Origin of the sequence: Yersinia sp. FDAARGOS_228 (assembly GCF_002073315.2) — a bacterium.
Classification (GTDB): Bacteria; Pseudomonadota; Gammaproteobacteria; order Enterobacterales; family Enterobacteriaceae; genus Yersinia; species Yersinia intermedia.
This window is the reverse complement of the sequence record NZ_CP020409.2, coordinates 2,166,047-2,192,319: the sequence shown is the minus strand read 5'-3', so window position 1 is coordinate 2,192,319 and position 26,273 is coordinate 2,166,047. Positions and strand designations below refer to the sequence as shown.

Below are 26,273 nucleotides of genomic sequence, written 5' to 3'. Positions count from 1 at the left end.
TCCGAGCGACGCTGACCATCAGATGGTCTGTTTATGAACATATCCCAGCGCTAAAGGGCTGTCGAGTAGCTGATAATAAATATCTAACTCATCGGATAAGTTACTAAGAATCAAACTCGCAGGCCAACATCCCTAACACCCAGTCATCACACCATTGCCCGCCAAGTTGATAGTTATCCCGCAACGTGCCTTCCAACTGAAAACCACAGCGTTCCAGTAACCCGCGTGAAGCATGGTTGCCCACGGTAACCGTGGCTTTCATTTTATGAAACTGGCATTGCTGGAAACCAAACGCCAATACAGCCAACAAGGATTCTTTGGCAAAACCTTTGCCCTGGCAGGACGGTAACATGGCATAACCCACTTCAGCTTGCTGTAACGGCGACCATTCGGCTAAGAAGCCAGTAAGGCCCATGCTCTGCTCGCTGGCGCGTTCACGAACCACCAGACATAGCCAATGGCTGGAGGTCTTGTCCCAAGGAATTAAGCGTGATTCAAAACGCGCGCGGATCTCGGCTATATCCATTGGATCGGCCATATAACGCTGAACCGCAGGATCCTGGTATAAGCGCAAAAACAGCGGCCAATCCTGTTCTTTAAGACTATCGAGCACCAAACGTGGTGTTCTCAGAGAAATCGGCGAGCTACTGAACATCGGGACTACTGGTGACATTTTTCCCTCGAATTGCAGATGTTAGCCATACACAGAACGCAGAATATTAAAGAGGAAATTTTTCTACAACCTCATCCCTTTATTCTTCTCCATTTTACTTAAATAATGTTCACTTCAAGATAACAAAAAACAAACAAATGGTCAGCATCACACGCACCATTACCACGGCCCTCCCCTACAGCTATCGGAGAATCAGTATTATGGCTTCATTACAAATAGACGATATTCCCGCAGCAATCAAAGCGGTGAAGCAGCAATTACGTCAGGCGCTGCCTGATTATCAGCAGGTCTTCCAAGCCGTGGAAGAGAATATTCGCCAGCAAGTCACCGAGATCCGCCGTAGTCTGGCACAGGGTGAGAACCCAGTTCCCCAAATTCATGCCGATGATATTATCAATGGTAAGGTCACCGAAGAACAAAAAACACAAATAAAACAACGGGGATGCTGTGCCATTCTCGGTGTCTTCCCAACGGAAAAAGCGGCGGCGTGGAACCGTGAAATCGGTAACTATCTCGAACGTAATAATTTCGTCGAACGCCTGAAAAATGCCGCAGAAGATAACTATTTCGGAACGCTGGCTGCCAGCAAACCGCAAATTTACGGGATTTACTGGTCCACACCGCAGGTTGAGGCTCGCCAGGATCAGCGCATGAATGCGGTGCAGGTATTTTTAAATAATTTGTGGCAAACCGAGAGCAACGGCAAGCAACATTTTGATGCTAACCGCGTGGTGACTTATGCCGACCGCACCCGTCGCCGCCCACCAAAATCATCATCACTGGGCTTATCACCTCACGTTGATGGTGGCTCCATCGAGCGCTGGTTGGATGAGAACTTCCGTCACGTATACCGCCATGTATTCTCAGGTGACTGGCAGAAGTATGACCCATTTGCCGCTGAAGGCCGCCCACAAGTGCGCGAATTCCCCTCGCCGGCAGTGTGTTCGATGTTCCGCACCTTTCAAGGCTGGACGGCACTGACACCGCAACGAACCCATGCGGGGACGCTGAATGTTATCCCGATCGCTAATGCCATGGCCTATATCCTGCTGCGCGCATTACAAGATGATGTCGCTGACGATGATCTGTGCGGTGCTGCACCAGGGCGCGCTTTATCCGCCTCTGAGCAGTGGCATCCTCTTTTAATGGAAGCTATTTCCCCTATTCCAGATTTGGAAGCGGGTGATACGGTATTTTGGCATTGCGACGTGATTCACTCAGTGGAAAATGAGCATAACGGTGAGTTTGATAGCAACGTCATGTATATCGCGGCAGCGCCATGGTGTGACAAGAACGCCGCATACCTGCCACGCCAGTTAGCCAGTTTTATTGATGGCCGCTCACCACCAGACTTTGCCGCCGATGATTTCGAGGTGGATTTCAGCGGCAGAGCTACCGCCGATAACCTAACCGCCATCGGCAAACAACAGTTAGGTATGGTTGAATAACGCACCAATTAATCCCGTGTTTCTCTGCCAATAATGACGATATAAATAATCTCCTCAACGTTATCTCTGCTGGCGCGGCCCGCCAGCAGATTCCCTTGCACCCCGCAGTGCCCTTCATCGGATAACGCGGATAAAGTGGTAGTCGACGGCTATTTTCCTTATAGTTAACCGCTTATTCGCCTCAGAACCTGATTGTTCCCCAGCTAAGACTAAGGCTGTTGCCAAGAGAAAATAGTGTGCACCAGATATTTGAAATGCTACTGGCGGTGTTCGACCGCGCCGCATTAATGTTGATTTGCTTATTCTTTCTGACTCGCACCCACCTGTTTCGTCAGTTATTGCAAAAAGAGAAGCACACACCACTGGAGCTGGCAGCGGTAACCGCTATCTTCTCGTTATTCGCTATTTTTGGTACTTATTCCGGTATTAACGTCGAAGGTTCGTTAGTGAATGTTCGGGTTATTGCCGTCATGTCTGGCGGTATTTTGTTTGGCCCGTGGGTAGGTATCATTACCGGGCTTATCGCTGGATCTCACCGATATTTAATTGATATTGATGGAATTACATCAATCCCCTGTCTGATTACCAGTATTATTGCTGGCCTGATGTCTGGCTATATCCATCTAAAAATAAAGAAAGAACGGCAATGGAGTGTCGGTATTCTGGCAGGCATGATTTGTGAGTCACTCACCATGCTATTGGTGGTTATTTGGGCCAGGCCGACCGCATTAGGTATTGATATTGTGTCTAAAATCGCCATTCCAATGATTTTAGGGGCGGTTTGTATCGGGTTAATTGTTCTGCTGGTACAAAGTGTCGAAGATGAAAAAGAGGTTATTGCCGCGCGGCAAGCGAAACTGGCACTGGATATCGCCAACAAAACCCTGCCGTATTTTCGCAATATCAATGGCGAATCACTGCGCAGTGTGTGTGAGATTATTCGCACCGATATTAAGGCTGACGCTGTCGCCATTACTGATACCCAACATATTTTGGCTTATGTGGGGGTGGGCGTTGAAGCCTATAATATCGGCCATGAGATCATCAGTGATATTACCAAAGAGAGCATTCAGCGCGGGAAGATTACCATCCGCAATAATGATGAAGTCAATCGCACACCACAAATTCACTCCCTCATCATTATCCCGTTATGGGAAAAAGGCGAGGTCACCGGCTCGCTAAAAATCTATTATTGCCATGCACATAAAATCACCTATTCATTAAAAGTGATGGCGGTAGGCTTATCACAAATCATCTCAACTCAGATTGAAGTTTCCCGCATAGAACAACTACGCGAAATGGCAAATAAAGCGGAAATGCGCGCACTACAAAGTAAAATTAACCCGCACTTCTTGTTTAATGCCTTGAATGCCATCTCGTCCTCAATTCGTATTAATCCAGATACCGCGCGCCAATTGATCATCAATTTATCCCGTTATCTGCGTTATAACCTTGAACTGAATGACGAACAGATTGATATTCGCAAAGAACTACATCAAATTCAGGATTATATCGCCATCGAGCAGGCCCGCTTCGGCAGCAAGTTAACCGTGATTTATGATATTGACGACGATATTGCGCTGAAAATACCCAGTCTGTTAATTCAACCTTTGGTTGAAAATGCTATTGTGCATGGCATTCAGCCGTGTCGTGGTAAAGGTGTCGTGGTCATTGCGGTTAAAGACAGTGGCGACCAAATAAAAATTTCAGTGAAAGACACCGGTAATGGTATTAACCCAGAGACTATTGAGCGCGTGGCGAATAATGAAATGCCGGGCAATAAAATTGGTTTACTCAATGTGCATCATCGGGTGAAATTACTGTATGGGGAAGGTTTACAGATACGCCGCATGGAACCGGGCACCGAGATCTCTTTTTATATCAGCAAAAATGGCGGCAAAATCCATGCTGAACCCCGTATTCCAGCCGGAGTTTAACCCGTGAAAGCAATCATTGTTGAAGATGAGTTTCTGGCTCAAGAAGAGTTGAGTTACCTGATTCGCCAGCACAGCGGCATAACCATTGAGGCAACCTTTGACGATGGGCTGGATGTGCTTAAATACCTGCAAAACCATCAGGTTGATGCTATTTTTCTCGATATCAATATTCCGTCGTTGGATGGCGTGTTATTGGCTCAGAACATCAGCAAGTTTGCCCATAAGCCTTATATTATCTTTATCACTGCCTATAAAGAGCATGCGGTAGAAGCCTTTGAAATTGAAGCCTTTGACTATATTTTGAAGCCTTACCATGAGTCTCGTATTGTCACTATGCTGCAAAAACTCGAAGCGCTGCATAAGCGTGAGCGCCAAAATAGGGAGCAGACCAGCAGTACCAGCCACCGTTCTGCGGCACATACCATCAATTTGATGAAAGATGAGCGCATCATCGTCACCGACATCAATGATATCTATTATGCAGCGGCGCAGGAAAAGGTCACGTTGGTCTATACGCGACGCGAAGAATTCATTATGCCGATGAATATTACCGAATTTTTCAGCCGCCTGCCGGAGGAGTACTTCTTCCGCTGCCATCGCTCCTATTGTGTCAATTTAGCCAAAATCCGTGAAATTGTACCGTGGTTTAACAATACCTATATTCTGCGGCTCAGCGATTTGGACTTTGAAGTCCCTGTCAGCCGCAGCAAGATAAAAGAATTCAGGCAACTGATGCGCCTTTAAATGCATTTCATTCCGCGTGGAATGCAGCTCATTCCCCTTTCGATCTATAGTGATTAGCCCGCCCGTATACTGGTTTCATTCGGCGGGCTGATAACACCTCAAGACAAGATTTCCGGTGCTCCATCAGCGCGTAATCTTTGGCTTCCGACGCTATTGCAACTGATTGTTATGTTCGCAATAGCCATATTCGAGCCACATTGCATTGATGTTTAAGGAGTCCGGCATGAGCAGTAAACCGGTAAATCGTTGGCTAATTGTTGCGGGTACCATCATCGTTCAGATGGGGTTGGGAACTATCTATACCTGGAGCTTATTTAATCAGCCACTGGGAGAGAAGTTCAGTTGGTCGTTAGGGGCGGTTGCAACCACATTTTCCATTACCAGTTTTTCTCTCGCTATTGCCACTCTGTTTGCTGGCCGCCTGCAAGAGCGTATCGGTATCCGTAAACTGACGTTGATTTCCGGTATCATCCTTGGCTTGGGCCTGATCGCCAGCTCTTTTGCCACATCATTGGGAATGATTTATCTGTTGGCCGGTATCGTGGTCGGCTTCGCCGATGGCACTGCCTACATCACCACCCTGTCAAATCTGATTAAATGGTTCCCGGAACGTAAAGGGCTGATTTCCGGCATTTCGGTGGGGGCATTTGGTACCGGCAGCTTATTGTTCAAATATGTAAATGCCAGTCTGATTGCCAACCAAGGGGTGTCGCTGGCATTTTTCTACTGGGGCATCATCGTGATGGTATTAGTGGGAGCCGGCTCTTTCTTGCTACAAGAAAAAGCAGTTGCACCACAGGCCAACAACAGCCTGCAAACTGCCCGTAACGGGCGTGATTTCAGTGTCAAAGAGATGCTGGCAGTTAAAGAGTCTTACTTCTTATTCATCATCTTCTTCACCGCCTGTATGAGTGGCTTATATCTGATTGGTATCGTGAAAGATTTAGGCGTACAACTGGCAGGAATGGACCTGGCGACGGCGGCTAACACCGTGTCGGCCATTGCTATCTTTAATACCGCAGGGCGCATTATCCTTGGTGCACTATCAGACAAAGTGGGCCGTTTGCGCGTAATCAGCTTCACCTTGCTGGTCACCACATTAGCGGTATCCGTGTTGAGTTTTGTTCCACTGACTCATGCGCTGTTCTTCCTGTGTGTCGGGGCGATAGCCTTCTGCTTTGGCGGCAATATTACCGTGTTCCCAGCGATTGTGGGCGACTTCTTCGGTCTGAAAAATCACAGTAAAAACTACGGCGTCATCTATCAAGGGTTTGGTCTGGGTGCGCTGGCAGGTTCGTTTATTGCCGCACAACTGGGAGGATATCAGGCGACATTTATGGTTATCGCGGTGCTGTCAGTGCTTTCTCTGCTGCTGACGTTGATAATCAAACCGCCAAAAGGTGCAGCAACCGAGATTGAAAGCACATCAACCGCGACAGCAGGCGTGACTGCCCGTAGCCATGCCTAATAGGGTGTGACGCAGCCCACCATAACTAATACAACTCAGCCAGAGTTTGTAAAGTATGGGGCTGGTTTAAAGCAATGATGTAAAAAAGCAGAGCCTTGGCTCTGCTTTCATATTTCACCGATGGCGAACAAAAACCTTATAATTCATGCCCTAATCGCTGACGCAAGTAAGCGCCCGCCCCCAGCAAACCCGGTTGCTGATGGGTAATCATATAAACAGGAATATCTTGCAGGAAATCTTTGAAACGGCCTTTATCTTCAAAAGCACTACGGAAGCCCGAGGCTTTAAAGAATTCCATAAAGCGCGGCACGATACCGCCAGCAATATAAACGCCACCAAAAGTGCTGAGATTCAATGCCAGATTGCCGCCAAAACGGCCCATAATCACGCAAAATAGTGATAAGGCGCGGCGGCAGTCAGTACAGCTATCCGCCAGAGCGCGTTCAGTAATGTCTTTCGGTACCAGATTCTCCGGCAGGCGTGCGTCAGATATCACGATAGCCCGGTATAAATTAACCAGCCCCGGCCCGGAAAGTACCCGCTCAGCAGAGACATGGCCCAGCTCCTGGCGCAAAACCGCCAAAATAACGTCTTCTTCTTCACTGTTCGGGGCGAAGTCCACATGACCGCCCTCTCCCGGCAAGCTAATCCAACGGCGGTCCACATTAACTAAATGGGCCACACCTAACCCAGTACCTGCGCCATAAACTGCCACTGGTTTACCCGGTTGAGGCGTTGTACCGCCAAACTGCAACACATCCTGTTCGGACAGCACCGGGATCGCCATCGATACCGCCGTAAAATCGTTGATCACCTCCAGATGATCCAACCCCAGGCTTTGCTGCATGGCTGCAATAGAAAATGCCCAAGTATGATTGGTCATCGCCACCCAATCCCCGGTAATCGGGCAAGCAATAGCGATACAGGCAGCCTTTACAGTGACTGTATGTTCTGACAGATATTGCTTAATGACATCTTCCAGGCTGTCGTATTCCAACCCTGAATATGTTTTTGCTTGTGATATTTCGCCCGTCGCCACAGCGCAAAGCGCCAAACGGGCATTAGTGCCGCCAACGTCACCCACCAGGGCATAGCTCGTCATCAGAAACTTCTCCGTTACAGGGGGATGCTTAATTTCAACTACGCCCACTGTAAAATCAGGTTGGAGAAACAACAATATCAATGCGCTAAACCCTTTCGCTTTGTGACAAAGATCACATAAAAACGTTTCAGCAACGGCAAAATACCGCTGCTGAAGGTGAAAAATGACGTAAGTATTTAGCGCGAATTGCGCCCTTTCTCAGAAACCGGTTGCAATGTCGCAAGCTGGCGCGAGCGAATAACACGCATCCGCAGGCTGTCATAGGCCCAGTTGTAACATACGGTGTAAGGCAGGAAGAACAAGAAGAAACCGATCTCCAACATAAATGCCTGTAACAGCGACACGCCCAACGTGAAAGCCGCGATAGGTAAGCCTATCAGGATAAAACCACCCTCGAAGCCCAGTGCATGGAGTACCCGCACGAGCAAAGTCTTTGCTACCCGGCTGACTGGCCAGAAGTGGTCAAACAGACTGTTGTAGACAATATTCCACAGCATCGCTACCGAGGAGAGGATCACGGCTAATGTTCCCATTTGCAGTATGGAACGATCCAGTAACCATGCACCAATGGGCGCACAAATGGCGACGGCAATCACTTCAAACCCAACGGCATGAATAATCCGCTCCAAGAGAGATCGGTAATGAACTTGCATAAAACACCTACTTAAATTAATTGATGACAGATTGTTGGAGGTGATTATCATCGTTTTTTAAGATAGATTAAAAATAGAACCCATCGATAAAATAGATAGTTTATGCAATATTCTCCCGAAGCCTTAATCGCATTTGTTGAAGCCGCAGCCCTTGGGTCCTTCTCCGCGGCGGCACGTAAGTTGCGCAAAAGCCAATCAACTATCAGCACCGCCATCGCTAATCTGGAAGCCGATCTGGGGTTGACCTTATTTGACCGCCAAGCGCGCCAGCCGGTATTAACTGACCATGGCCGCCGGGTGTTATCCCATGTGCAGGAAATTCTGGCGGCCAGCGAACGGCTGGATAATCTATCAATTCGCCTGGCAGGTCAGGTTGAAACTCGACTGACTTTTGTCCTTTCTGATACTTATCAACCAACACATCATGAGGTCTTACTACGCCGTTTTGAGCAGCGTTACCCTGATATCGAATTTGAGTGCCTGATTGCCGAAGAGGGTGACGTTATTGACCTGCTACAACTGCGGCGTGCACATATCGGTGTAGTAGAAGTTCAGTCGCACTATCCACCGGATATTGCGGCCCGCCGATTAGCCGCACAGACTGAAATGGCGATATTCGTGCAGCAGGGTCATCCGCTGGCAAAGCTCCCCCAGGTTCACCGCGAACAATTGGCCACCACCCGACAACTTTGCCTCAATACTTACAATCGAACTGAACGCAACCAGTCACAAGGGCTAATGTGGTCAGCCCCCAGCTACTTAATGTTATTAGAAATGGCGGAGCAAGGCTTTGGCTGGGCCATTTTGCCACGCTGGTTGGTGGATCAATACAGCCGTAAAAAACTGGTCGCGTTGCCCACCATTGGTTGGCCGAAAATGATCTCTATTGATGCGGTTTGGTCGAAAAAAAGCCCACCGGGGCCAGCGGGCTATTGGTTGTTAGACCAATTAACCGGTAGTAATGGTATCGATAAACCAGACGCCTAATTAGTGACTACTGTAATTATTTTCTAACATTCCCTTCTCCGCTTTATCTTGTGATCCTGTTAGCTTACGTCGCCAGTGAAAACGCATACACTAAACTGTCGTTTACTCTCGCTAATAAGGATCATCATGGTCTATCAGGCAACGTCCTCCCGTTATCAAGAGATGAAATATCATCGTTGTGGTCGTAGTGGATTAATGCTCCCGGCAATTTCTCTTGGCCTGTGGCATAACTTTGGTGACAGTACACTGTACGAAAATAGCCGCAATTTGGTTCATCGTGCTTTTGACCGTGGTATCACTCATTTTGACTTAGCCAATAACTATGGTCCGCCGCCCGGTTCAGCCGAACTGAACTTTGGCCGCATCCTGCAACAAGACCTGCGCCCCTATCGTGATGAACTGATTATCTCTTCAAAAGCGGGATACACTATGTGGCCTGGCCCTTATGGTGACTGGGGTTCGAAGAAATATCTGGTGGCCAGTATCAACCAAAGTCTGCAACGCATGGGGCTGGATTATGTTGATATTTTCTACCACCATCGCCCAGACCCTAACACACCATTGGCAGAAACTATGGCTGCATTGGATCTGCTGGTGCGCCAAGGTAAAGCGCTGTATATCGGTTTGTCTAACTATCCAGCCGCGCAAGCCCGCCAGGCCTGTGACATTCTGGCGAGTCTCGGTACGCCTTGTCTGATCCATCAACCTAAATATTCGATGTTCGAACGCTGGATTGAAGCCGATCTGCAAGACACCTTAGATGAGTATGGCGTGGGGTCAATTGCCTTTTCACCGTTGGCGGGCGGCGTTTTGACAGATCGCTATTTGGCCGGTATTCCACAGGACTCAAGGGCTGCCAGTAGCAGCAAATTCCTTAATCCTGAGCAGCTTACCGCAGAAAAACTGGTCAAAGTGCGCCAGTTGAACACGTTGGCGCACGAGCGCGGCCAGAAGTTGTCACAGATGTCTTTAGCCTGGGTATTACGTGGCGGGCGGGTGACTTCAGCACTGATTGGTGCCAGCAAAACCAGCCAGATTGACGATGCTGTCGGTATGTTGGCAAACACGGACTTCAGCGCCGAAGAAATCAAACGTATTGAAGATATTCTGGTGTAAACGCTCTCTCTAAGCAGCAATAGGGGTACTCAGGTACCCCATCCATCACTTTTACAGATAAATCTCAATTTTTTATTTTACAGTTTTATCTGAGTCACAGTTGCCGAACCGCAGTTTAAGATAGGCCATAGCCAATAAAGCTGCGCAAGGATAAATCATGTCAAAAGTGGATGTTTTGAAACCGACGATATTTAGACCTATTTCGTTAAGACCACTGTTATTAGTAACGATATTAGCCTGGTTTCCTCTCGTTCCTATGGCAAATGCCGAGAGTATTGAGCTACTCCCCAGTGTTTCATTGCAGATAGGTGAGCAAGATCGCCGTGGCAATTATTGGGATGGTTATGACTGGCGCGATCAGCGATGGTGGCAGGATCATCAGGGGCGGGATTTAGGCGAACGAAACCGCCATGGGCATTACTGGGATGGACACCGCTGGCAAAACAGAGACTCATGGCAAAAGAACTATTATTACCGTGAAGGGCGCTATTGGAAATACGATAAACATCATGACAACCGCGGCAAGAAACATCATCGTGGTAAAGGGCATGAGCGCCATCATGATGATGACTAATTAGCAAAAGCTTCAGGCGGATGATTGGCTATCGATCCGCCACCATAAATACCTTAGAGCAAGCTAATCAGCAGGTAGGCATTTAATCCAACCACGACTAACACAATCATCTTCCCCAAAACTTGAATCAATTTTGAGTTAACCATCTCTCCCATCAATTCTTTATTGCCAGTGAAAGCCAGCAATGGAACTAACGCCAACGCAATACCAAAACTCAGCAGTACCTGACTCATCACTAAGATCCGTGTTGCATCCATACCTGCCAAAATGACAATAAATGAAGGCAACATGGTCACCGTACGGCGCACCCAGATAGGAATATAAAACCGGACAAAGCCTTGCATCACGACCTGCCCTGCCAATGTCCCCACCACTGTCGATGACAACCCGGCGGCAACCAAACTTAAGCCAAAAATAGTGGCGGCGGCATTACCTAACAAAGGTTGTAGTGTTAGATATGCTTGCTCGATTTCAGCAATACTGCCATAGCCATTGAAATGGAAAGCCGCCGCTGCCGTTGCCATCATCGCCAGATTTACAAAACCGGCAATTGTCATGGCAATCGCCACATCCAATTTTGTGGCAGCATAACGGGATGTCTTGGAGTCATCTCCCGCCGTTTGCGTCAAGGATGAATGCAGATAAATAACGTGTGGCATTATGGTGGCACCTAATACCCCAGCGGCCAAAAACACCGCGTCACGATTAGGTAGCTCAGGAACCAACATACCGCGCCCCAACGCCGCGAGTTCCGGCTGGGAGAAAATAAGTTCGACGATATAAGCCGCAGCCACAAAAATCAGCAACCCAGCGATAACCAGCTCAAGAGGTTTTTGCCCACGTTTTTGCAGCATAAGAATCAGGAAAGTGGCGATACCGGTCAGGACAGCACCTTCAAGGAGTGTCACGCCTAGCAGTAATTTAAACCCGATGGCCGCTCCGATAAATTCGGCAAGATCTGTCGCCATCGCAATAATTTCAGCTTGTACCCAGTAAGCCCATACCGCAGGCCGTGGAAAACGGTCACGGATATGCTCAGCCAGATTTTTGCCGGTGGCAATACCGAGCTTGGCGGAGAGCAATTGAATCAACATAGCCATAATGTTGGCCCAAACCACCACCCACAATAAGGTATAACCGAAAGAAGCCCCGGCCTGAATGTTGGTAGCGAAGTTGCCGGGGTCGATATAACCGATGGCCGCGATAAAAGCAGGCCCCATCAGGGAGAGTTTTATCCTCCTTGATGTACGGCGGGATGTATCGACAGCGCGGCTATTTAGCATTCAGTATTACCCTTGAAAACTTACGTCTACTTTCTTACCAGCAATAATATCTAAATGATAATAATTATCAAGCGCATTTGGGGTGGTAAAAGTTATCTCTCTAATAGCTAACACCGTATAATCAGGCGGCAGCAATCACCGGTGACTGCTTTCTGAAAACGCGAGTTAACTATTCCATCGCTATTTTCGTCACGCGTTACTACAATTGTTCAACCTAGCATATTTGAACTACTTTCGTAGCAAATTATTAACATCCTATTTTTTGTGATCAACCCCACTAATTCGTTTGCATTAGTGCAAGTGAATTTCTATATTTGCTGCCTACATCTCGTTTTTAATGTAGCCGTTACATAAAATGTCCACCGAAATCTAGCCTGCCTCAAATTTGGAGCACACATGTCCCATATTCTGCAGTTTGCGTTGGCCTTAGTCGTGGTGGCCATATTAGCTCTGGTGATCTGTAAGGATCGGAAAAGCATTCGCATTCGGTTTGTTATTCAATTGCTGGTAATTGAAGTGTTGTTGGCGTACTTCTTCCTCCATTCAGAAGCTGGATTGGGTTTTGTGAAAGGATTCGCCGGTTTATTCGACAAGTTACTTGGATTTGCCGCTAACGGTACTGACTTCGTCTTTGGCAATATGGGTGATAAAGGTTTGGCGTTCTTCTTCCTGAGAGTGCTGTGCCCAATCGTCTTTATTTCTGCTCTGATTGGTATTCTGCAATACATTAAAGTTCTGCCGGTCGTTATTCGTATTATTGGTACTTTGCTGTCTAAAGTTAACGGCATGGGTAAGCTGGAATCATTCAACGCCGTCAGCTCACTGATTCTGGGCCAATCTGAAAACTTCATCGCCTATAAAGACATTTTGGGCAAAATGTCTGAAAAACGCATGTACACCATGGCAGCAACCGCGATGTCGACAGTTTCCATGTCAATCGTGGGTGCATATATGTCAATGCTGGACGCGAAGTTTGTGGTTGCAGCGTTAGTGCTTAACATGTTCAGTACCTTTATCGTGTTGTCATTGATCAACCCGTATAAAGCAGAGGATGAAGAAGAGTTGCAACTGAGCAACTTGCACGAAGGCCAGAGCTTCTTTGAAATGCTGGGTGAGTACATTCTGGCCGGTTTCAAAGTGGCTATCATCGTTGCAGCCATGCTGATTGGTTTTATCGCATTGATTTCTGCGATGAATGCCTTATTTAGCTTGCTGTTCGGTATCAGCTTCCAAGGTATCTTGGGCTATGTCTTCTTCCCGTTTGCCTGGGTGATGGGCGTACCAACTCATGAAGCCTTACAAGTTGGTGGCATCATGGCAACCAAACTGGTTTCTAACGAATTCGTGGCAATGATGGACTTGCAGAAAGTGGCATCAGAACTGTCGCCACGCAGCGTGGGTATCCTGTCAGTATTCCTGGTTTCATTCGCTAACTTCTCCTCTATTGGTATCGTAGCCGGTGCGATTAAAGGTTTGAATGAGCACCAAGGGAATGTGGTTTCACGCTTTGGCTTGAAGCTGTTATACGGCTCTACGCTGGTCAGTGTGCTGTCCGCCTCTATTGCGGGCCTGGTACTCTAAGTCGCAGAAAAAAATCCTTAAAGAGGCGCTACGGCGCCTTTTTTTATGCCTACGATTCACGCCTGGGCTATTTACACGAATGATGATTCTTTGAGTAATCAAAAGTTGGGGGACTTTAGTGGGTAAATTTAATACTGGGATGGATGTGATATGGCAGTTAATAAGCAATAAATGGCGTTGTAAGTGAGGTAGTGAATATAATGGTGGGTCGTGCGGGATTACTCGGCCTCTGGCCTCGCCCTTCGGGTCAACGCTGCGCGTTGCTGTCTCGCTTCGCTCGGCTCGAACCTGAACGCAAGGTCTCACCCACACGATTTCGTGTAGTTTTTGAAGTTTTAGTATCGGGGGGATTAAAGCGGTACTTGATATAATGGTGGGTCGTGCGGGATTCGAACCTGCGACCAATTGATTAAAAGTCAACTGCTCTACCAACTGAGCTAACGACCCATTATATAGATTTATTAGACATTTTTAACGCGATTCATGCGGGATTACTCATCCTGCGGACTCGCCCTTCGGGTCAACGCTGCGCGTTGGTGTCTCGCTTCGCTCGGCTCGAACCTGAACGCAGGGTCTCACCCACACGATTTCGTGCAGTTTTTGAGTTTTTAGTGTCGGGGGATTAATGCGGTACTTGATATAATGGTGGGTCGTGCGGGATTCGAACCTGCGACCAATTGATTAAAAGTCAACTGCTCTACCAACTGAGCTAACGACCCATTATATAGGTTTATTCGACATTTTTAACGCGAATTATGCGGGATTACTCATCCTGCGGATTCGCCCTTCGGGTCAACGCTGCGCGTTGCTGTCTCGCTTCGCTCGGCTCGAACCTTTAACCAATTGATTAAAAGCTACTATCTTGCCAACTGAGCTAACGACCCGTTGTAGGATACTGCGAAGTAAAAGAAGTGGTGGGCGATACCAGATTCGAACTGATGACCCCCTCCGTGTAAAGGAGATGCTCTACCAACTGAGCTAATCGCCCACTTCTACTACTTTGAATCTTAACGCTTTAAATAATGAGCGATGAGTGGTGGGCGATACCAGATTCGAACTGATGACCCCCTCCGTGTAAAGGAGATGCTCTACCAACTGAGCTAATCGCCCTCATCTATCTCATTTATTGCTTTACTTCATAACACGTCGAGTTTGGTGGGCGATACCAGATTCGAACTGATGACCCCCTCCGTGTAAAGGAGATGCTCTACCAACTGAGCTAATCGCCCCGCCGTGTTGTTGGAGTCGCATTATAGGGATAGTTCGAAGTGAGTCAACGGTTTTTAAAACGAAAACAATCGTTCGCCGCAAATTTAAACAGGATGCGATATTTATCACCGCTGTGAACCTTTATTAAACTATCCACAAAATATTTCAAGGTGCAGGAAGATGGCAAGCAAATGAACCCGATAAGCTTACACAGTCAGTGATTCGGGTGAGTGAGTGCGGACAACACACCTGCAATTTGAAAGATGACGGGGATATCATCAATTGCATACCGGTAACATCGTTGAGGAATTACTACAGGGTGGTAGAATGTCACCTACTTTTTCAAATTTCGAGCAACTGTCAGCTTTTGCTGGCCGGCGTAGCGTAATAAGGCATCGATTCCAATGAAAATCAAAACCCGTTTTGCACCCAGCCCTACCGGCTATCTCCATGTAGGTGGCGCGCGCACCGCATTGTATTCCTGGCTGTTCACCCGTCATTTAGGTGGTGAGTTTGTTCTGCGTATTGAAGATACCGATCTTGAGCGCTCAACTCAGGAAGCCATCGACGCGATTATGGACGGTATGAACTGGTTGAATCTGGATTGGGATGAAGGCCCGTATTTCCAAACCAAACGGTTCGATCGCTACAATGCCGTGATCGACCAAATGTTGGAAAAGGGCACCGCTTATCGCTGCTATTGCTCTAAAGAGCGCCTGGATGAGTTGCGTGAAACCCAAATGGCCAATGGCGAGAAGCCTCGCTACGATGGCCGCTGTCGCGATAGCCAGTGTACTCATGGCGCTGATGAGCCATCAGTGGTGCGTTTTCGCAACCCGCAGGAAGGCTCAGTCATTTTCGACGACAAAATCCGTGGCCCGATTGAATTCAGCAATCAGGAACTGGATGATTTAATCATCCGCCGTACCGATGGTTCACCAACCTATAACTTCTGTGTGGTCATTGATGACTGGGATATGGAAATCACCCACGTTATCCGTGGTGAAGACCATATTAACAATACACCGCGTCAGATTAATATTCTGAAAGCATTAGGCGCGCCAGTTCCTGAGTATGCCCATGTCTCAATGATTCTGGGTGATGACGGTAAAAAACTGTCTAAACGCCACGGTGCTGTTGGTGTTATGCAATACCGCGATGACGGCTATCTGCCAGAGGCACTACTGAACTATTTGGTACGTTTGGGTTGGTCTCATGGTGATCAGGAGATTTTCTCGGTGGCCGAAATGACTGAGTTGTTTACACTCGATGCGGTCAGTAAGTCAGCCAGTGCATTTAATACTGAAAAACTACAATGGCTGAATCATCACTATATCAATAGCCTGCCACCAGAGCATGTTGCTGTTCACCTGTCATGGCATGTTGAGCAACTGGGGCTTGATACCCGTAATGGCCCTGAGTTAGTTGAAATCGTAAAATTGTTGGGTGAGCGCTGCAAAACTCTGAAAGAGATGGCCGAGTCCTGCCGTTACTTTTACGAAGAGTTTGACGAGTTCGATGCTGATGCGGCTAAAAAGCATTTGCGTCCAGTGGCCCGCCAGCCGCTTGAAGCGGTTAAAGCCAAACTCGCCGCCATCACCGACTGGACCACTGAAAACGTTCACAACGCGATTCAGGGCACGGCTGATGAGTTAGGTGTAGGTATGGGTAAAGTGGGTATGCCGCTGCGTGTCGCTGTCACCGGTGCGGGTCAATCGCCAGGAATGGATGTCACTGTCCATGCTATCGGTCAGGCACGCTCACTGGCACGTATTGATAAAGCATTAGCCTTTATCAGCGAGCGCGAAGCACAACAATAATACGGTTATTGCGCGTTCAATCAGGCGGCTATTCAGGCCGCCTTTTTATTATTACTCGTTAGATAGTGTGAGCTACATTTAATATTTAATGCTATTTACCCGCTGATTTGGCGGCTTTTTCAGCGCTTAACGCGAGAAATCGAATTAGCCGTTGACACTGTTTCAGTGGTTTCATATCATGCGCCCCGTTCACACGATTTATTATGTGCGCATTGGGGCTATAGCTCAGCTGGGAGAGCGCTTGCATGGCATGCAAGAGGTCGACGGTTCGATCCCGTCTAGCTCCACCAAATTTTCTTGTTTGATTGCATATCAGGCCGGAAAAGGGTGGCATTATAGATAAGTCAGTACGAACAACCACATTTGTGGGGCTATAGCTCAGCTGGGAGAGCGCTTGCATGGCATGCAAGAGGTCGACGGTTCGATCCCGTCTAGCTCCACCACTCTTTAAGAAACCGGCCTATGGTCGGTTTTTTGCTTTCTCGCGTAAGCCCTCCTCACTATTTGTCATTTATCTCTGCTATCCTGCGAGCTAATCAAAGGTATTGATTACTGTGGAAATAGGCATGAATCAGCAGCAACAAATCATTCAATGGCTACAGGCTGACCCTTATCGTATGCAGGCTTTATCGATTGCCCGAGAACTCGGGTTAAACCAGTGGTGTCTGGCGGCAGGATTTGTGCGTAATCTGGTGTGGGATCAATTACATGGGTACCCGTTAGCAACCGCGCTCAATGACATCGATTTAGTCTATTTCGATAAGCAACATGCCCACGAACAACATGACTTACAGCGAGAAGCGCAGCTACAGCAAAAGAGTGCGGCTCAGCATCTCTCCTTCCCCTGGTCAGTAAAAAATCAAGCCAGAATGCACCTGCGTAGTGGTCGCCAACCTTATACCAGTACCGACGATGCCATCAGCTACTGGGTTGAAGTAGAAACAGCAATCGGTGCCAGGCTCAATGCTAGCGGCGATATTGAACTGGTGGCACCGCTGGGTTTGGGCGCACTGTTTACTCGAACGATCACCTTGAACCCAAAAAACGGTGAGGTTGATACCTACTACCAACGGATAAAGAACAAAGGTTGGCAACGACATTGGCCTGAACTACGTTTGGTGATTTAACGCCTCAGGATAATATTATTGTGTTCAAAAAACAGCCAAGTGATAAGCAAGTGATAAGATTGTGTAAAGCAGCCCTTTAACGTTAAAGGTTAATATCCTCTCGTCGATAAGCATTACTCCACCCACGTTTTACTGAGGAATAATGATGTCGAATACTATCTCTGCAGCATCGGTGTCAGTGAGCAGCAGTAGCTCTTCTGACAGCAGTGCGGCGGCACAAATCAAATCCATTAGTCAGCAGATCCAAAAACTGACCGAAAAATTAAGTACGTTAAAAGATTCTGGTTTGACTGCCGATGAACTGCAAAAGCAACAACAACAGATTCAGAGTCAAATTGCAGCGCTACAAGCTGAGCTTGCCCGTATTCAGGCACAGGAAGCGGATAAAAGCAAAGAAGGTGACAACAATGCGGCAACTGCGCCCACCGGTGATGGAGTAAACCGCCCTTCCGCACAGAACCAGATTGACGTTTATATTTAATCACATTGATATTTGGTTAAACACTGATGGGGCGATGGCAGCATAACGACCATCGCCCTGTTTTAGACTGCAAAGTTAACCACGCTTGAGGGGTTTTACCAAACCATCCAATCCCTCGATTTTAATGGTCAGCGTCAGCTCCATCAGCATACCCAACTTGCCCGGCGGAAATTCCCCTTTACGGGCGAACCAGAGCAGGTATTCCTCCGGCAAATCGATTAATACCCGCCCTTGGTATTTACCAAACGGCATCCGGGTATTGGCAATCTCAATCAAATTTTCTTTTTCCATACCGCCCTCTGGCGTTAGCTCTACTCACCCAGCAGGCGAATCATTTCCGCTTCATCAATGACGGTAATCCCAAGTTCCTGCGCTTTCGCCAGTTTTGACCCCGCCGCCTCACCAGCAATAACCAGATCCGTTTTTTTGGAAACACTGCCACTCACTTTGGCACCTAAAGCGGCCAGACGATCTTTCGCTTCGTCCCGCGAGAGTATGGTCAGTGATCCCGTCAGCACTACCGTTTTCCCAGCAAAGGGGCTATCAATCTCTTCGGCAATAATTTGCTGAGGTTCCGGCCAACTGATCACTTTCTCCAGCGCCGCGATCACTTTCTGATTATGTTCTTCGCTGAGGAAATTCCGCACATGCCTGGCCACCACTTCCCCTACATCCGGCACACTTTTTAATGCGTCGATATCTGCCGCGCGCAGATTATCCAGATTACAGAAGTGAGCCGCTAAATTAGCCGCAGTCGCCTCGCCGACTTCACGAATACCCAGGGCATACAGGAAGCGGGCAAAGGTTGTTTGTTTCGCTTTCTCTAACGCCGCAATCAGATTTTGTGCCGACTTTGGCCCCATCCGATCTAAACCGGTCAGTTTGCCAGCGGTCAACTCAAATAAATCAGCCGGGTTCTCGACATACTGTTTCTCTACCAGTTGTTCGATAATCTTGTCACCCATCCCGTCCACATCCAACGCCCGGCGGGAAACAAAATGCTTCAACGCCTCTTTACGCTGTGCGGCACAGAACAGGCCACCGGTGCAGCGAGCAACCGCCTCACCTTCTACCCGCTCGATATCAGAACCACATACCGGGCAGTGCTCCGGGAAAACTATCTCTTTGGTATCCTGCGGGCGTTGTTCCATCACCACACCAACCACTTGCGGGATCACATCTCCAGCACGGCGAATAATGACGGTATCGCCAATACGGATACCAAGACGCTCAATTTCATCGGCGTTATGCAATGTCGCATTACTGACGATCACGCCCGCCACCTGCACAGGCTCCAGACGTGCCACTGGAGTGATAGCACCGGTGCGCCCTACCTGAAATTCCACGTCACGAACTTGAGTTATCTGTTCCTGCGCCTGAAATTTAAACGCTGTAGCCCAACGGGGGGCGCGAGCCACGAAACCAAGTTGCTCTTGCAAGTCGAGTGAATCAACCTTGATAACCACGCCATCAATATCAAATCCCAAACTGGTACGGTCCTGCTCTACCTGACGGTAGAAGGCAATCACCTCATCGCTACCAGTACATAATTTCACTCGATTACTGACCGGCAGCCCCCAGGCTTTAAATTGCATCAGGCGCTGAATATGACTACGCGGAAGATCACCGCCATCGAGTAAACCCACACCATAACAGAAGAACATTAATGGCCGTTTAGCTGTGATACGGGGATCAAGTTGACGCAATGAACCGGCGGCAGCATTGCGTGGATTGGCGAAAATTTTACCGCCTTTGCGGCGTGCCTCTTCGTTAAGCTGCTCAAAACCCGCTTGCGGCATAAAGACTTCACCACGAACTTCCACCCGCTGCGGAATATTCTCCCCATGCAAGCGCAGTGGAATGGCACGGATGGTACGCACATTTGCAGTAATATTTTCACCCGTGGTACCGTCACCACGGGTGGCGGCCCTGACTAACTCACCATTTTCATACAATAGGCTGACTGCCAGGCCATCCAGCTTCAGCTCACAGCAGAAAGTCAGTGGCTCCGCGCTTTTCAGGCGATCGTGCACCCGTTTGTCAAAAGCCAGGTAGCTATCTTCATCGAAGACGTTATCAAGAGACAGCATCGGCACTTCGTGCCTAACCTGTTCAAATGCATCAAGTGGCGCGGCACCCACTCGCTGCGTCGGTGAATCATGAGTAATCAGTTCGGGGTGTTGTGCTTCCAGGGAACGTAATTGCTGCATCAAACGGTCATATTCAGCATCAGGGATCTCAGGGGCATCCAACACATGATAAAGATGTTCATGATGGCGCAATGAGGTTCTTAGTTGATTAATTTGCTGAATTATCGATTCCATGGCTCACCATCAAAGATAAAAAACCCCCGGCATGCGGGGGTTCGGGTTAATTCGATTCATTGCGAGGCGACGTTATCAGGCGCTTGCGTTTGCATCCAGCACTTCGCGGATACGCGCTTTATACGTTTCCAGCTTCTGCGGGGTCATCATGCGGCGGTCATCATCCAACACCACACCACCAACATCATCGGCAATGCGTTGGGCAGATTGCAGCATTAACTTAAAGTTCTGATTTGCATCGCCATAAGACGGTACCATCATAAACATTGAAACACCCGGCGTTGAGAAATCAGACATGGTATCAGGGTCGAAAGAACCCGGTTTTACCATATTCGCCAGACTGAATAATACTGGGCCACTGCCTGCCGGGCTAAGATGACGATGGAAAATACCCATCTCACCAAATTGGAAACCAGACTGAAGAACACTCTGTAGCAGCACCTCGCCACCAAGAGCACCACCGTGATGCGCGGCAACATGCAACACCAGAACGGTTTCTTTCAGTTTCTGTGGTTTCACCTCGGATGCCGGAGCCACAGGCTCTGGTTGTGATGCCACATGTTGTGGTGCCACACGAGGTGCAGGTTCTGCCACATGCGGTGACTCTGCGTGTCGCGGTTGTGAATAAGACTCGTCAACCGTTCCAAGCAAAGGATCACGCGGTGATGCATGCGGTGGTTGCTCAGCCGATAGCCCACCCAAAAGAGGGTCGTCATAGTCTGTTGGCACTGAAGCAAAAGGTTTCTGACGAGGTTCCGCCTTGACCTGAGCCGGTTTGGTATCAGTATGCTGAATAACCGGCATTTCTCCGTCGTCGTCATCAATATGACTAAACGAAGGCTTCTCCTGTGGATGAGCAGTGCGGACGCGCACTTCTCCTACCCCTTCATCGAGACTCTCGATCGGGGTTTCAACACGTTCTTGTTTCGGACGTTTAACTGGGCGATCGCGAAAAAGTGAAGAGCGTTCTTTACGGCTGGTCCATAAACCATGCAATAACAACGCTATTATGGCGATCGCGCCAACAACGATTAATATCAGACGCAAATCCTGCATCATTACTATCTCTGTTGTTCCAATACATTGCCACCGCGGCAAACATTCACCCTTTAACTCTATTTGCCAACGAACACAAGTGCAAGTCCGTGCTCAATTTTCTTCGAAGAAAGATGATTATGCTAGATGTTTCGCTTACTTTTTGCACAATATGTGACTATGCAGTGGGAAATCATACCGATATGATACGCGGGTCAATAGACTTACAGAGAACTGAATGGCATGGCGTATACGCAAAAAGCGGTAAAAAAGGTAAGTGGTGTCCATTATTTTGCCCAAGGATGGCAATTAATTTCCCGTCCGGGTATCCGGCGATTTGTTATTTTGCCTTTATTGGTGAATATTCTGCTGATGGGGGGCGCTTTCTGGTGGTTATTCAACCGTATAGGCGACTGGGTGCCCCAGTTGATGAGCCATGTTCCCGACTGGTTGCAGTGGTTGAGTTATTTGCTGTGGCCAGTAATGGTTATCTCAGTGCTACTGGTATTCAGTTACCTGTTCAGTACCCTCGCCAATATTATCGCCGCCCCTTTTAGCGGTTTGCTGGCTGAACAACTGGAGGCCAGCCTGACGGGTAAACCACTGCCAGACACGGGCATATGGGGAATAGTTAAAGATTTGCCCCGCATTATGGCGCGCGAATGGCAAAAGCTGGCTTACTACCTGCCCCGGGCATTAGGACTACTGCTGCTCTACTTTATCCCTGGCATTGGTCAGACGGTTGCTCCGGTATTGTGGTTCTTATTCAGCGCCTGGATGCTGTCGATTCAATATTGCGATTATCCCTTTGATAACCATAAGGTGAGTTTCCAGCAGATGCGCAGCGCGCTGCGCCAGAATAAAGTCGATAACCTGCAATTTGGCGCACTGGTGAGCTTGTTTACCATGATCCCATTCCTTAATCTGGTGATTCTACCGGTTGCCGTCTGCGGGGCCACTGCAATGTGGGTAGACCGCTATCGTGACCAGTTTACTCAACCAACGCGTTAGTGTCCTCTGGGCGTGCCAGTCACGCCCTCGTGACTAAGATCAAAAGCTATTGGGATTAAAACTTATTTCCTAATAACATATCGATATACTAATTACTTACTTCCATAGCCATACTGTTAGCGTATGCTTTGAACGTTTCCTACATTTTCATAGAGTTAAAGGACGGGCTATGAGCAAGATATATGAAGACAACTCTTTAACAATCGGCCATACGCCGCTGGTTCGTCTGAACCGTATCGGTAACGGGCGCATTTTGGCGAAGGTTGAATCACGCAATCCAAGTTTCAGCGTTAAATGCCGTATCGGTGCCAATATGATTTGGGATGCCGAAAAGCGCGGTATTCTGACCGCTGGCAAAGAACTGGTAGAGCCTACCAGTGGTAATACCGGCATTGCTTTAGCATTTGTTGCCGCCGCGCGCGGGTATAAATTAACCCTTACTATGCCGGAAACCATGAGCATTGAGCGCCGCAAGTTATTGAAAGCGCTTGGGGCCAATCTGGTACTGACCGAGGGGGCCAAAGGCATGAAAGGGGCCATTGCCAAAGCGGAAGAAATTCAAGCAACTGACCCTAACCGTTATCTGATTTTGCAGCAATTCAGTAACCCGGCAAACCCGGCAATTCATGAGCAAACCACCGGCCCGGAAATCTGGGAAGATACCGATGGTGAAGTAGACGTCTTTATCGCTGGTGTCGGTACCGGTGGCACCCTGACAGGTGTTAGCCGCTATATTAAAAATACCAAAGGCAAAGCGATTACCACGGTGGCGGTTGAACCGACCGATTCCCCCGTTATCACTCAAGCTTTGGCTGGGCAGGAAATCAAACCCGGCCCGCATAAAATCCAGGGTATCGGTGCTGGTTTTATTCCCGGCAACCTCGATCTGAGTTTGGTTGACCGCGTAGCGTTGGTAACCAATGACGAAGCTATCTCAATGGCGCGTCGTTTGATGGACGAAGAAGGTATTTTGGCCGGTATTTCTTCCGGTGCAGCCGTTGCGGCAGCAGTCAAACTTTCCGAAGAAGATGGCTTTACTGACAAAACAATTGTGGTTATTCTTCCTTCCTCGGGTGAGCGTTATTTAAGCACAGCATTGTTTGCAGATTTGTTCACAGAGCAAGAGCTGCAACAATAGTCACGCTGTCGCACTAAATGCTAAAAAAGCACCCCCGTGGGTGCTTTTTTTGTGGCCTACTTCAAAGTTTTCACTACATAAAGATTGATTTTACCCTCTGGGTTTAGTATTTAACCGGTCAATTATTTTGATACGCGAAATTAATCGTATCTTGAGTGCATCTCTGGCTGAATCGATTTATCAATTATGCAATGCGGCAAAAAATGTCATCACTGAACGCAGATTGAAGACATAACGCAAAGAGAGCATTATTGTTAGATATGGCAGTGGCGATTTTAGACCCGAATTCGGGTCGCATCAGAAACTGTCTTTGTGACTTGCCGGTGGTTGAGGCATAGTCATGCGCAAGTCTAATCGTCTTGTTACACGCGCACCAATACAGGCTAAAGTTTGGGTTTTACACTAAACTTTAGCTCCACAACATAAATCCAATAAGTTGGGGAAATACAATGTTCCAGCAAGAAGTTACCATTACTGCACCAAACGGTCTGCACACCCGCCCTGCTGCCCAGTTCGTAAAAGAAGCAAAAGGTTTTACGTCTGAAATTACTGTGATTTCTAACGGTAAAAGCGCCAGCGCCAAAAGCCTGTTCAAACTACAAACTCTGGGCCTGACCCAAGGTACTGTTGTTACGATCTCTGCCGAAGGCGAAGATGAGAAGAAAGCTGTTGAGCATCTGGTAAAACTGATGGCTGAGCTTGAGTAATCACGCACGCTTTTTTAGTTAACACCAGTCAAGAGTAAGGTAGGGTTATGATTTCAGGCATTTTAGTATCACCGGGTATCGCTTTTGGTAAAGCACTTTTGCTGAAAGAAGATGAGATTGTCATCAACCGGAAAAAGATCTCTGCTGACCAAGTGGAGCAGGAAGTCGAACGTTTCAAATCTGGGCGGGCCAAAGCGTCTGAGCAGTTAGAAGCGATTAAGACCAAAGCTGAAGCAAGCCTCGGCGAAGAGAAAGCTGCCATCTTCGAAGGGCATATCATGCTGTTGGAAGACGAAGAGCTTGAGCAGGAAATCATAGCCCTCATCAAAGATGAGCATGCCTCTGCTGATGCAGCCGCTTATTCAGTGATTGAAGGGCAAGCAAAAGCCTTGGAAGAACTGGATGACGAATACTTGAAAGAGCGCGCGGCTGACGTGCGTGATATCGGTAAACGCCTGCTGAAAAACATTCTCGGCCTGACAATTGTTGATCTGAGTGCCATTCAGGAAGAAGTTATTCTGGTTGCCACCGATTTGACGCCGTCAGAAACCGCACAGCTTAATCTGGATAAAGTGTTAGGGTTTATCACCGATTTAGGTGGCCGTACCTCTCACACCTCGATTATGGCTCGTTCGTTGGAACTCCCGGCGATTGTCGGTACCTCTGATGTGACCAAACAAGTCCAGAATGGCGACTATTTGATCCTCGATGCGGTAAACAACAAAGTCTATTTAAACCCGACTGCCGATATTATTGAGCAGTTGAAAGCGGTGAATACTCAATACATCACCGAGAAAAATGATCTGGCCAAATTAAAAGACCTGCCTGCTATCACCCTTGATGGTCATCAGGTTGAAGTGGTTGCCAACATCGGTACTGTGCGTGATATCGCCGGTGCTGAACGTAATGGCGCTGAAGGTGTTGGCCTGTATCGTACCGAATTCCTGTTTATGGATCGCGATTCTTTGCCAACGGAAGAAGAGCAGTTCCAGGCTTATAAAGCCGTTGCAGAAGCCATGGGTTCTCAGGCCGTTATCGTGCGTACCATGGACATCGGCGGCGACAAAGATTTGCCGTACATGAACCTGCCGAAAGAAGAAAACCCATTCCTGGGCTGGCGCGCCATCCGTATTGCGATGGATCGTAAAGAGATTCTGCACGCACAACTGCGCGCAATCTTGCGAGCCTCGGCATTTGGCAAATTGCGTATCATGTTCCCGATGATTATTTCGGTTGAAGAAGTACGTGAACTGAAAGCTGAACTTGAGCTGCTGAAAGGCCAATTACGTGAAGAAAACAAGGCCTTCGATGAAACGATCGAAGTCGGCGTAATGGTTGAAACACCTGCAGCGGCAGTCATCGCTCATCATTTAGCTAAGGAAGTTGACTTCTTTAGTATTGGGACAAACGACCTAACTCAGTATACTCTGGCAGTAGATCGTGGTAATGAGCTGATTTCTCATCTCTATAATCCAATGTCGCCATCGGTATTGGGCCTGATCAAACAGGTTATTGATGCGTCTCACGCTGAAGGTAAGTGGACCGGTATGTGCGGTGAACTTGCTGGTGATGAACGTGCTACACTGTTGCTATTGGGCATGGGGCTGGATGAGTTCAGCATGAGTGCGATTTCGATCCCACGCATCAAGAAAATTATCCGTAACACGAATTTCGAAGATGTGAAGGTGTTGGCAGAGCAGGCATTAGCTCAACCAACAGCGAAGGAATTGATGGATTTGATTACCACATTCATCGAAGAAAAAACACTCTGCTAATTCCACGATACTGGAACGCTGCCCGATATAAACTCTAAATAATTCGAGTTGCGGGAAGGCGGCAAGTGAGAGAGTCCCGA

22 protein-coding genes, 7 tRNA genes and 3 other RNA genes are annotated in these 26,273 nt (G+C 48.1%); 17 read left to right on the top strand and 15 right to left on the bottom strand.

Going from position 1 to position 26,273, the window contains the following annotated elements; genetic code table 11:
• Positions 1-103: 103 nt before the first annotated feature.
• On the bottom strand, positions 104-613 hold the full coding sequence (locus A6J67_RS10110) for a GNAT family N-acetyltransferase (protein ID WP_050088829.1): 510 nt from the start codon (positions 611-613) through the stop codon (positions 104-106).
• Positions 614-873: 260 nt separating this feature from the next.
• Between A6J67_RS10110 and A6J67_RS10105 the strand changes: the two genes are divergently transcribed.
• The 4 genes from A6J67_RS10105 to A6J67_RS10090 all read left to right on the top strand — a co-directional run bounded on the left by A6J67_RS10105 (position 874) and on the right by A6J67_RS10090 (position 6,270).
• A complete protein-coding gene (locus A6J67_RS10105; protein WP_042568373.1) occupies positions 874-2,121 on the top strand; it encodes a DUF1479 domain-containing protein in 1,248 nt (415 codons plus the stop codon).
• A 236-nt stretch (positions 2,122-2,357) separates the two neighbouring features.
• Positions 2,358-4,058: a sensor histidine kinase gene (locus A6J67_RS10100; protein WP_005183692.1), complete on the top strand. Its 1,701-nt coding sequence runs from the start codon at positions 2,358-2,360 to the stop codon at positions 4,056-4,058.
• A gap of 3 nt (positions 4,059-4,061) precedes the next feature.
• On the top strand, positions 4,062-4,802 hold the full coding sequence (locus A6J67_RS10095) for a LytR/AlgR family response regulator transcription factor (RefSeq protein WP_005183695.1): 741 nt from the start codon (positions 4,062-4,064) through the stop codon (positions 4,800-4,802).
• A gap of 223 nt (positions 4,803-5,025) precedes the next feature.
• Positions 5,026-6,270, top strand: coding sequence for an OFA family MFS transporter (locus A6J67_RS10090; protein WP_042568374.1), 1,245 nt, complete (start codon positions 5,026-5,028; stop codon positions 6,268-6,270).
• A 136-nt stretch (positions 6,271-6,406) separates the two neighbouring features.
• Here A6J67_RS10090 and glk read toward each other — a convergent pair whose 3' ends face one another.
• Both glk and A6J67_RS10080 read right to left on the bottom strand, forming a co-directional pair.
• Positions 6,407-7,372, bottom strand: coding sequence for a glucokinase (glk, locus tag A6J67_RS10085; RefSeq protein ID WP_032905958.1), 966 nt, complete (start codon positions 7,370-7,372; stop codon positions 6,407-6,409).
• 176 nt (positions 7,373-7,548) lie between these two features.
• Positions 7,549-8,025, bottom strand: a complete 477-nt coding sequence (locus tag A6J67_RS10080; RefSeq protein WP_050296752.1) for a multidrug/biocide efflux PACE transporter — start codon at positions 8,023-8,025, stop codon at positions 7,549-7,551.
• A gap of 102 nt (positions 8,026-8,127) precedes the next feature.
• Here A6J67_RS10080 and A6J67_RS10075 point away from each other — a divergent pair, with 102 nt between their 5' ends.
• The 3 genes from A6J67_RS10075 (at position 8,128) to A6J67_RS10065 (ending at position 10,702) form a co-directional block, all read left to right on the top strand.
• Entirely contained in the window at positions 8,128-9,012 is an 885-nt protein-coding gene (locus tag A6J67_RS10075; protein ID WP_050296753.1) for a LysR family transcriptional regulator, read from the top strand.
• Positions 9,013-9,138: 126 nt separating this feature from the next.
• Complete coding sequence (locus A6J67_RS10070) at positions 9,139-10,128, top strand: aldo/keto reductase (RefSeq protein ID WP_005183708.1); 990 nt, start codon at positions 9,139-9,141, stop codon at positions 10,126-10,128.
• A gap of 157 nt (positions 10,129-10,285) precedes the next feature.
• The gene (locus A6J67_RS10065) at positions 10,286-10,702 is read left to right on the top strand and encodes a DUF2502 domain-containing protein (protein ID WP_073999945.1); all 417 of its coding nucleotides are present in this window, start codon (positions 10,286-10,288) and stop codon (positions 10,700-10,702) included.
• Positions 10,703-10,755: 53 nt separating this feature from the next.
• Here the strand turns inward: A6J67_RS10065 and A6J67_RS10060 are convergent, their stop codons facing one another.
• Positions 10,756-11,985 (bottom strand): Nramp family divalent metal transporter, encoded by a 1,230-nt coding sequence (locus A6J67_RS10060; protein ID WP_042568376.1) that lies wholly within the window; start codon positions 11,983-11,985, stop codon positions 10,756-10,758.
• Positions 11,986-12,381: 396 nt separating this feature from the next.
• Here A6J67_RS10060 and A6J67_RS10055 point away from each other — a divergent pair, with 396 nt between their 5' ends.
• On the top strand, positions 12,382-13,566 hold the full coding sequence (locus tag A6J67_RS10055; RefSeq protein ID WP_005183720.1) for a NupC/NupG family nucleoside CNT transporter: 1,185 nt from the start codon (positions 12,382-12,384) through the stop codon (positions 13,564-13,566).
• A 201-nt stretch (positions 13,567-13,767) separates the two neighbouring features.
• Here the strand turns inward: A6J67_RS10055 and A6J67_RS10050 are convergent.
• From A6J67_RS10050 to A6J67_RS10015, 8 genes are all read right to left on the bottom strand, one after another.
• Positions 13,768-13,892, bottom strand: a non-coding RNA gene (locus A6J67_RS10050) — RtT sRNA.
• A 45-nt stretch (positions 13,893-13,937) separates the two neighbouring features.
• Positions 13,938-14,013, bottom strand: a tRNA-Lys gene (locus A6J67_RS10045).
• 27 nt (positions 14,014-14,040) lie between these two features.
• A non-coding RNA gene (locus tag A6J67_RS10040) (RtT sRNA) lies at positions 14,041-14,165 on the bottom strand.
• Positions 14,166-14,209: 44 nt separating this feature from the next.
• Positions 14,210-14,285 (bottom strand) — tRNA-Lys (locus A6J67_RS10035).
• 27 nt (positions 14,286-14,312) lie between these two features.
• Positions 14,313-14,440: non-coding RNA, RtT sRNA (locus A6J67_RS10030), on the bottom strand.
• A gap of 38 nt (positions 14,441-14,478) precedes the next feature.
• A tRNA-Val gene (locus A6J67_RS10025) sits at positions 14,479-14,554 on the bottom strand.
• Between the two features lie 46 nt (positions 14,555-14,600).
• A tRNA-Val gene (locus A6J67_RS10020) sits at positions 14,601-14,676 on the bottom strand.
• A 43-nt stretch (positions 14,677-14,719) separates the two neighbouring features.
• A tRNA-Val gene (locus A6J67_RS10015) sits at positions 14,720-14,795 on the bottom strand.
• 384 nt (positions 14,796-15,179) lie between these two features.
• Here A6J67_RS10015 and gltX point away from each other — a divergent pair.
• The 5 genes from gltX (at position 15,180) to A6J67_RS09985 (ending at position 18,203) form a co-directional block, all read left to right on the top strand.
• Positions 15,180-16,595, top strand: coding sequence for a glutamate--tRNA ligase (gene gltX / locus A6J67_RS10010; protein ID WP_042568377.1), 1,416 nt, complete (start codon positions 15,180-15,182; stop codon positions 16,593-16,595).
• 214 nt (positions 16,596-16,809) lie between these two features.
• A tRNA-Ala gene (locus tag A6J67_RS10000) sits at positions 16,810-16,885 on the top strand.
• Between the two features lie 77 nt (positions 16,886-16,962).
• Positions 16,963-17,038: transfer RNA gene (locus A6J67_RS09995), tRNA-Ala, on the top strand.
• A 123-nt stretch (positions 17,039-17,161) separates the two neighbouring features.
• Positions 17,162-17,722: a nucleotidyltransferase family protein gene (locus A6J67_RS09990; protein WP_050296755.1), complete on the top strand. Its 561-nt coding sequence runs from the start codon at positions 17,162-17,164 to the stop codon at positions 17,720-17,722.
• 145 nt (positions 17,723-17,867) lie between these two features.
• A complete protein-coding gene (locus tag A6J67_RS09985; RefSeq protein WP_032905961.1) occupies positions 17,868-18,203 on the top strand; it encodes a FlxA-like family protein in 336 nt (111 codons plus the stop codon).
• A gap of 75 nt (positions 18,204-18,278) precedes the next feature.
• Here the strand turns inward: A6J67_RS09985 and A6J67_RS09980 are convergent, their stop codons facing one another.
• The 3 genes from A6J67_RS09980 to zipA form a co-directional block, all read right to left on the bottom strand.
• Positions 18,279-18,494 (bottom strand): DUF3820 family protein, encoded by a 216-nt coding sequence (locus A6J67_RS09980; protein ID WP_005183737.1) that lies wholly within the window; start codon positions 18,492-18,494, stop codon positions 18,279-18,281.
• A gap of 20 nt (positions 18,495-18,514) precedes the next feature.
• Positions 18,515-20,527, bottom strand: coding sequence for an NAD-dependent DNA ligase LigA (ligA, locus tag A6J67_RS09975; RefSeq protein ID WP_050088801.1), 2,013 nt, complete (start codon positions 20,525-20,527; stop codon positions 18,515-18,517).
• A gap of 75 nt (positions 20,528-20,602) precedes the next feature.
• Positions 20,603-21,586, bottom strand: coding sequence for a cell division protein ZipA (gene zipA, locus A6J67_RS09970; RefSeq protein WP_032905962.1), 984 nt, complete (start codon positions 21,584-21,586; stop codon positions 20,603-20,605).
• A gap of 219 nt (positions 21,587-21,805) precedes the next feature.
• Here zipA and cysZ point away from each other — a divergent pair, with 219 nt between their 5' ends.
• From cysZ to ptsI, 4 genes are all read left to right on the top strand, one after another.
• Positions 21,806-22,573, top strand: a complete 768-nt coding sequence (cysZ, locus tag A6J67_RS09965) for a sulfate transporter CysZ (protein WP_005183746.1) — start codon at positions 21,806-21,808, stop codon at positions 22,571-22,573.
• Between the two features lie 169 nt (positions 22,574-22,742).
• Entirely contained in the window at positions 22,743-23,711 is a 969-nt protein-coding gene (gene cysK, locus A6J67_RS09960) for a cysteine synthase A (RefSeq protein ID WP_005183749.1), read from the top strand.
• 449 nt (positions 23,712-24,160) lie between these two features.
• Complete coding sequence (ptsH, locus tag A6J67_RS09955) at positions 24,161-24,418, top strand: phosphocarrier protein Hpr (protein ID WP_005183751.1); 258 nt, start codon at positions 24,161-24,163, stop codon at positions 24,416-24,418.
• A gap of 47 nt (positions 24,419-24,465) precedes the next feature.
• Positions 24,466-26,193, top strand: a complete 1,728-nt coding sequence (gene ptsI, locus A6J67_RS09950) for a phosphoenolpyruvate-protein phosphotransferase PtsI (RefSeq protein WP_005183755.1) — start codon at positions 24,466-24,468, stop codon at positions 26,191-26,193.
• The last annotated feature ends 80 nt before the right edge of the window (positions 26,194-26,273 follow it).

What these genes read in the sequence shown, in the direction of transcription:
- A6J67_RS10105 (WP_042568373.1), top strand. Translation starts at nt 874, where the DNA reads ATGGCTTCATTACAAATAGACGATATTCCCGCAGCAATCAAAGCGGTG.
- A6J67_RS10090 (WP_042568374.1), top strand. Translation starts at nt 5,026, where the DNA reads ATGAGCAGTAAACCGGTAAATCGTTGGCTAATTGTTGCGGGTACCATC.
- glk (WP_032905958.1), bottom strand. Translation starts at nt 7,372, where the DNA reads ATGACGAGCTATGCCCTGGTGGGTGACGTTGGCGGCACTAATGCCCGT.
- A6J67_RS10080 (WP_050296752.1), bottom strand. Translation starts at nt 8,025, where the DNA reads ATGCAAGTTCATTACCGATCTCTCTTGGAGCGGATTATTCATGCCGTT.
- A6J67_RS10075 (WP_050296753.1), top strand. Translation starts at nt 8,128, where the DNA reads ATGCAATATTCTCCCGAAGCCTTAATCGCATTTGTTGAAGCCGCAGCC.
- A6J67_RS10070 (WP_005183708.1), top strand. Translation starts at nt 9,139, where the DNA reads ATGGTCTATCAGGCAACGTCCTCCCGTTATCAAGAGATGAAATATCAT.
- A6J67_RS10065 (WP_073999945.1), top strand. Translation starts at nt 10,286, where the DNA reads ATGTCAAAAGTGGATGTTTTGAAACCGACGATATTTAGACCTATTTCG.
- A6J67_RS10060 (WP_042568376.1), bottom strand. Translation starts at nt 11,985, where the DNA reads ATGCTAAATAGCCGCGCTGTCGATACATCCCGCCGTACATCAAGGAGG.
- A6J67_RS10055 (WP_005183720.1), top strand. Translation starts at nt 12,382, where the DNA reads ATGTCCCATATTCTGCAGTTTGCGTTGGCCTTAGTCGTGGTGGCCATA.
- gltX (WP_042568377.1), top strand. Translation starts at nt 15,180, where the DNA reads ATGAAAATCAAAACCCGTTTTGCACCCAGCCCTACCGGCTATCTCCAT.
- A6J67_RS09990 (WP_050296755.1), top strand. Translation starts at nt 17,162, where the DNA reads ATGAATCAGCAGCAACAAATCATTCAATGGCTACAGGCTGACCCTTAT.
- A6J67_RS09985 (WP_032905961.1), top strand. Translation starts at nt 17,868, where the DNA reads ATGTCGAATACTATCTCTGCAGCATCGGTGTCAGTGAGCAGCAGTAGC.
- A6J67_RS09980 (WP_005183737.1), bottom strand. Translation starts at nt 18,494, where the DNA reads ATGGAAAAAGAAAATTTGATTGAGATTGCCAATACCCGGATGCCGTTT.
- ligA (WP_050088801.1), bottom strand. Translation starts at nt 20,527, where the DNA reads ATGGAATCGATAATTCAGCAAATTAATCAACTAAGAACCTCATTGCGC.
- zipA (WP_032905962.1), bottom strand. Translation starts at nt 21,586, where the DNA reads ATGATGCAGGATTTGCGTCTGATATTAATCGTTGTTGGCGCGATCGCC.
- cysZ (WP_005183746.1), top strand. Translation starts at nt 21,806, where the DNA reads ATGGCGTATACGCAAAAAGCGGTAAAAAAGGTAAGTGGTGTCCATTAT.
- cysK (WP_005183749.1), top strand. Translation starts at nt 22,743, where the DNA reads ATGAGCAAGATATATGAAGACAACTCTTTAACAATCGGCCATACGCCG.
- ptsH (WP_005183751.1), top strand. Translation starts at nt 24,161, where the DNA reads ATGTTCCAGCAAGAAGTTACCATTACTGCACCAAACGGTCTGCACACC.
- ptsI (WP_005183755.1), top strand. Translation starts at nt 24,466, where the DNA reads ATGATTTCAGGCATTTTAGTATCACCGGGTATCGCTTTTGGTAAAGCA.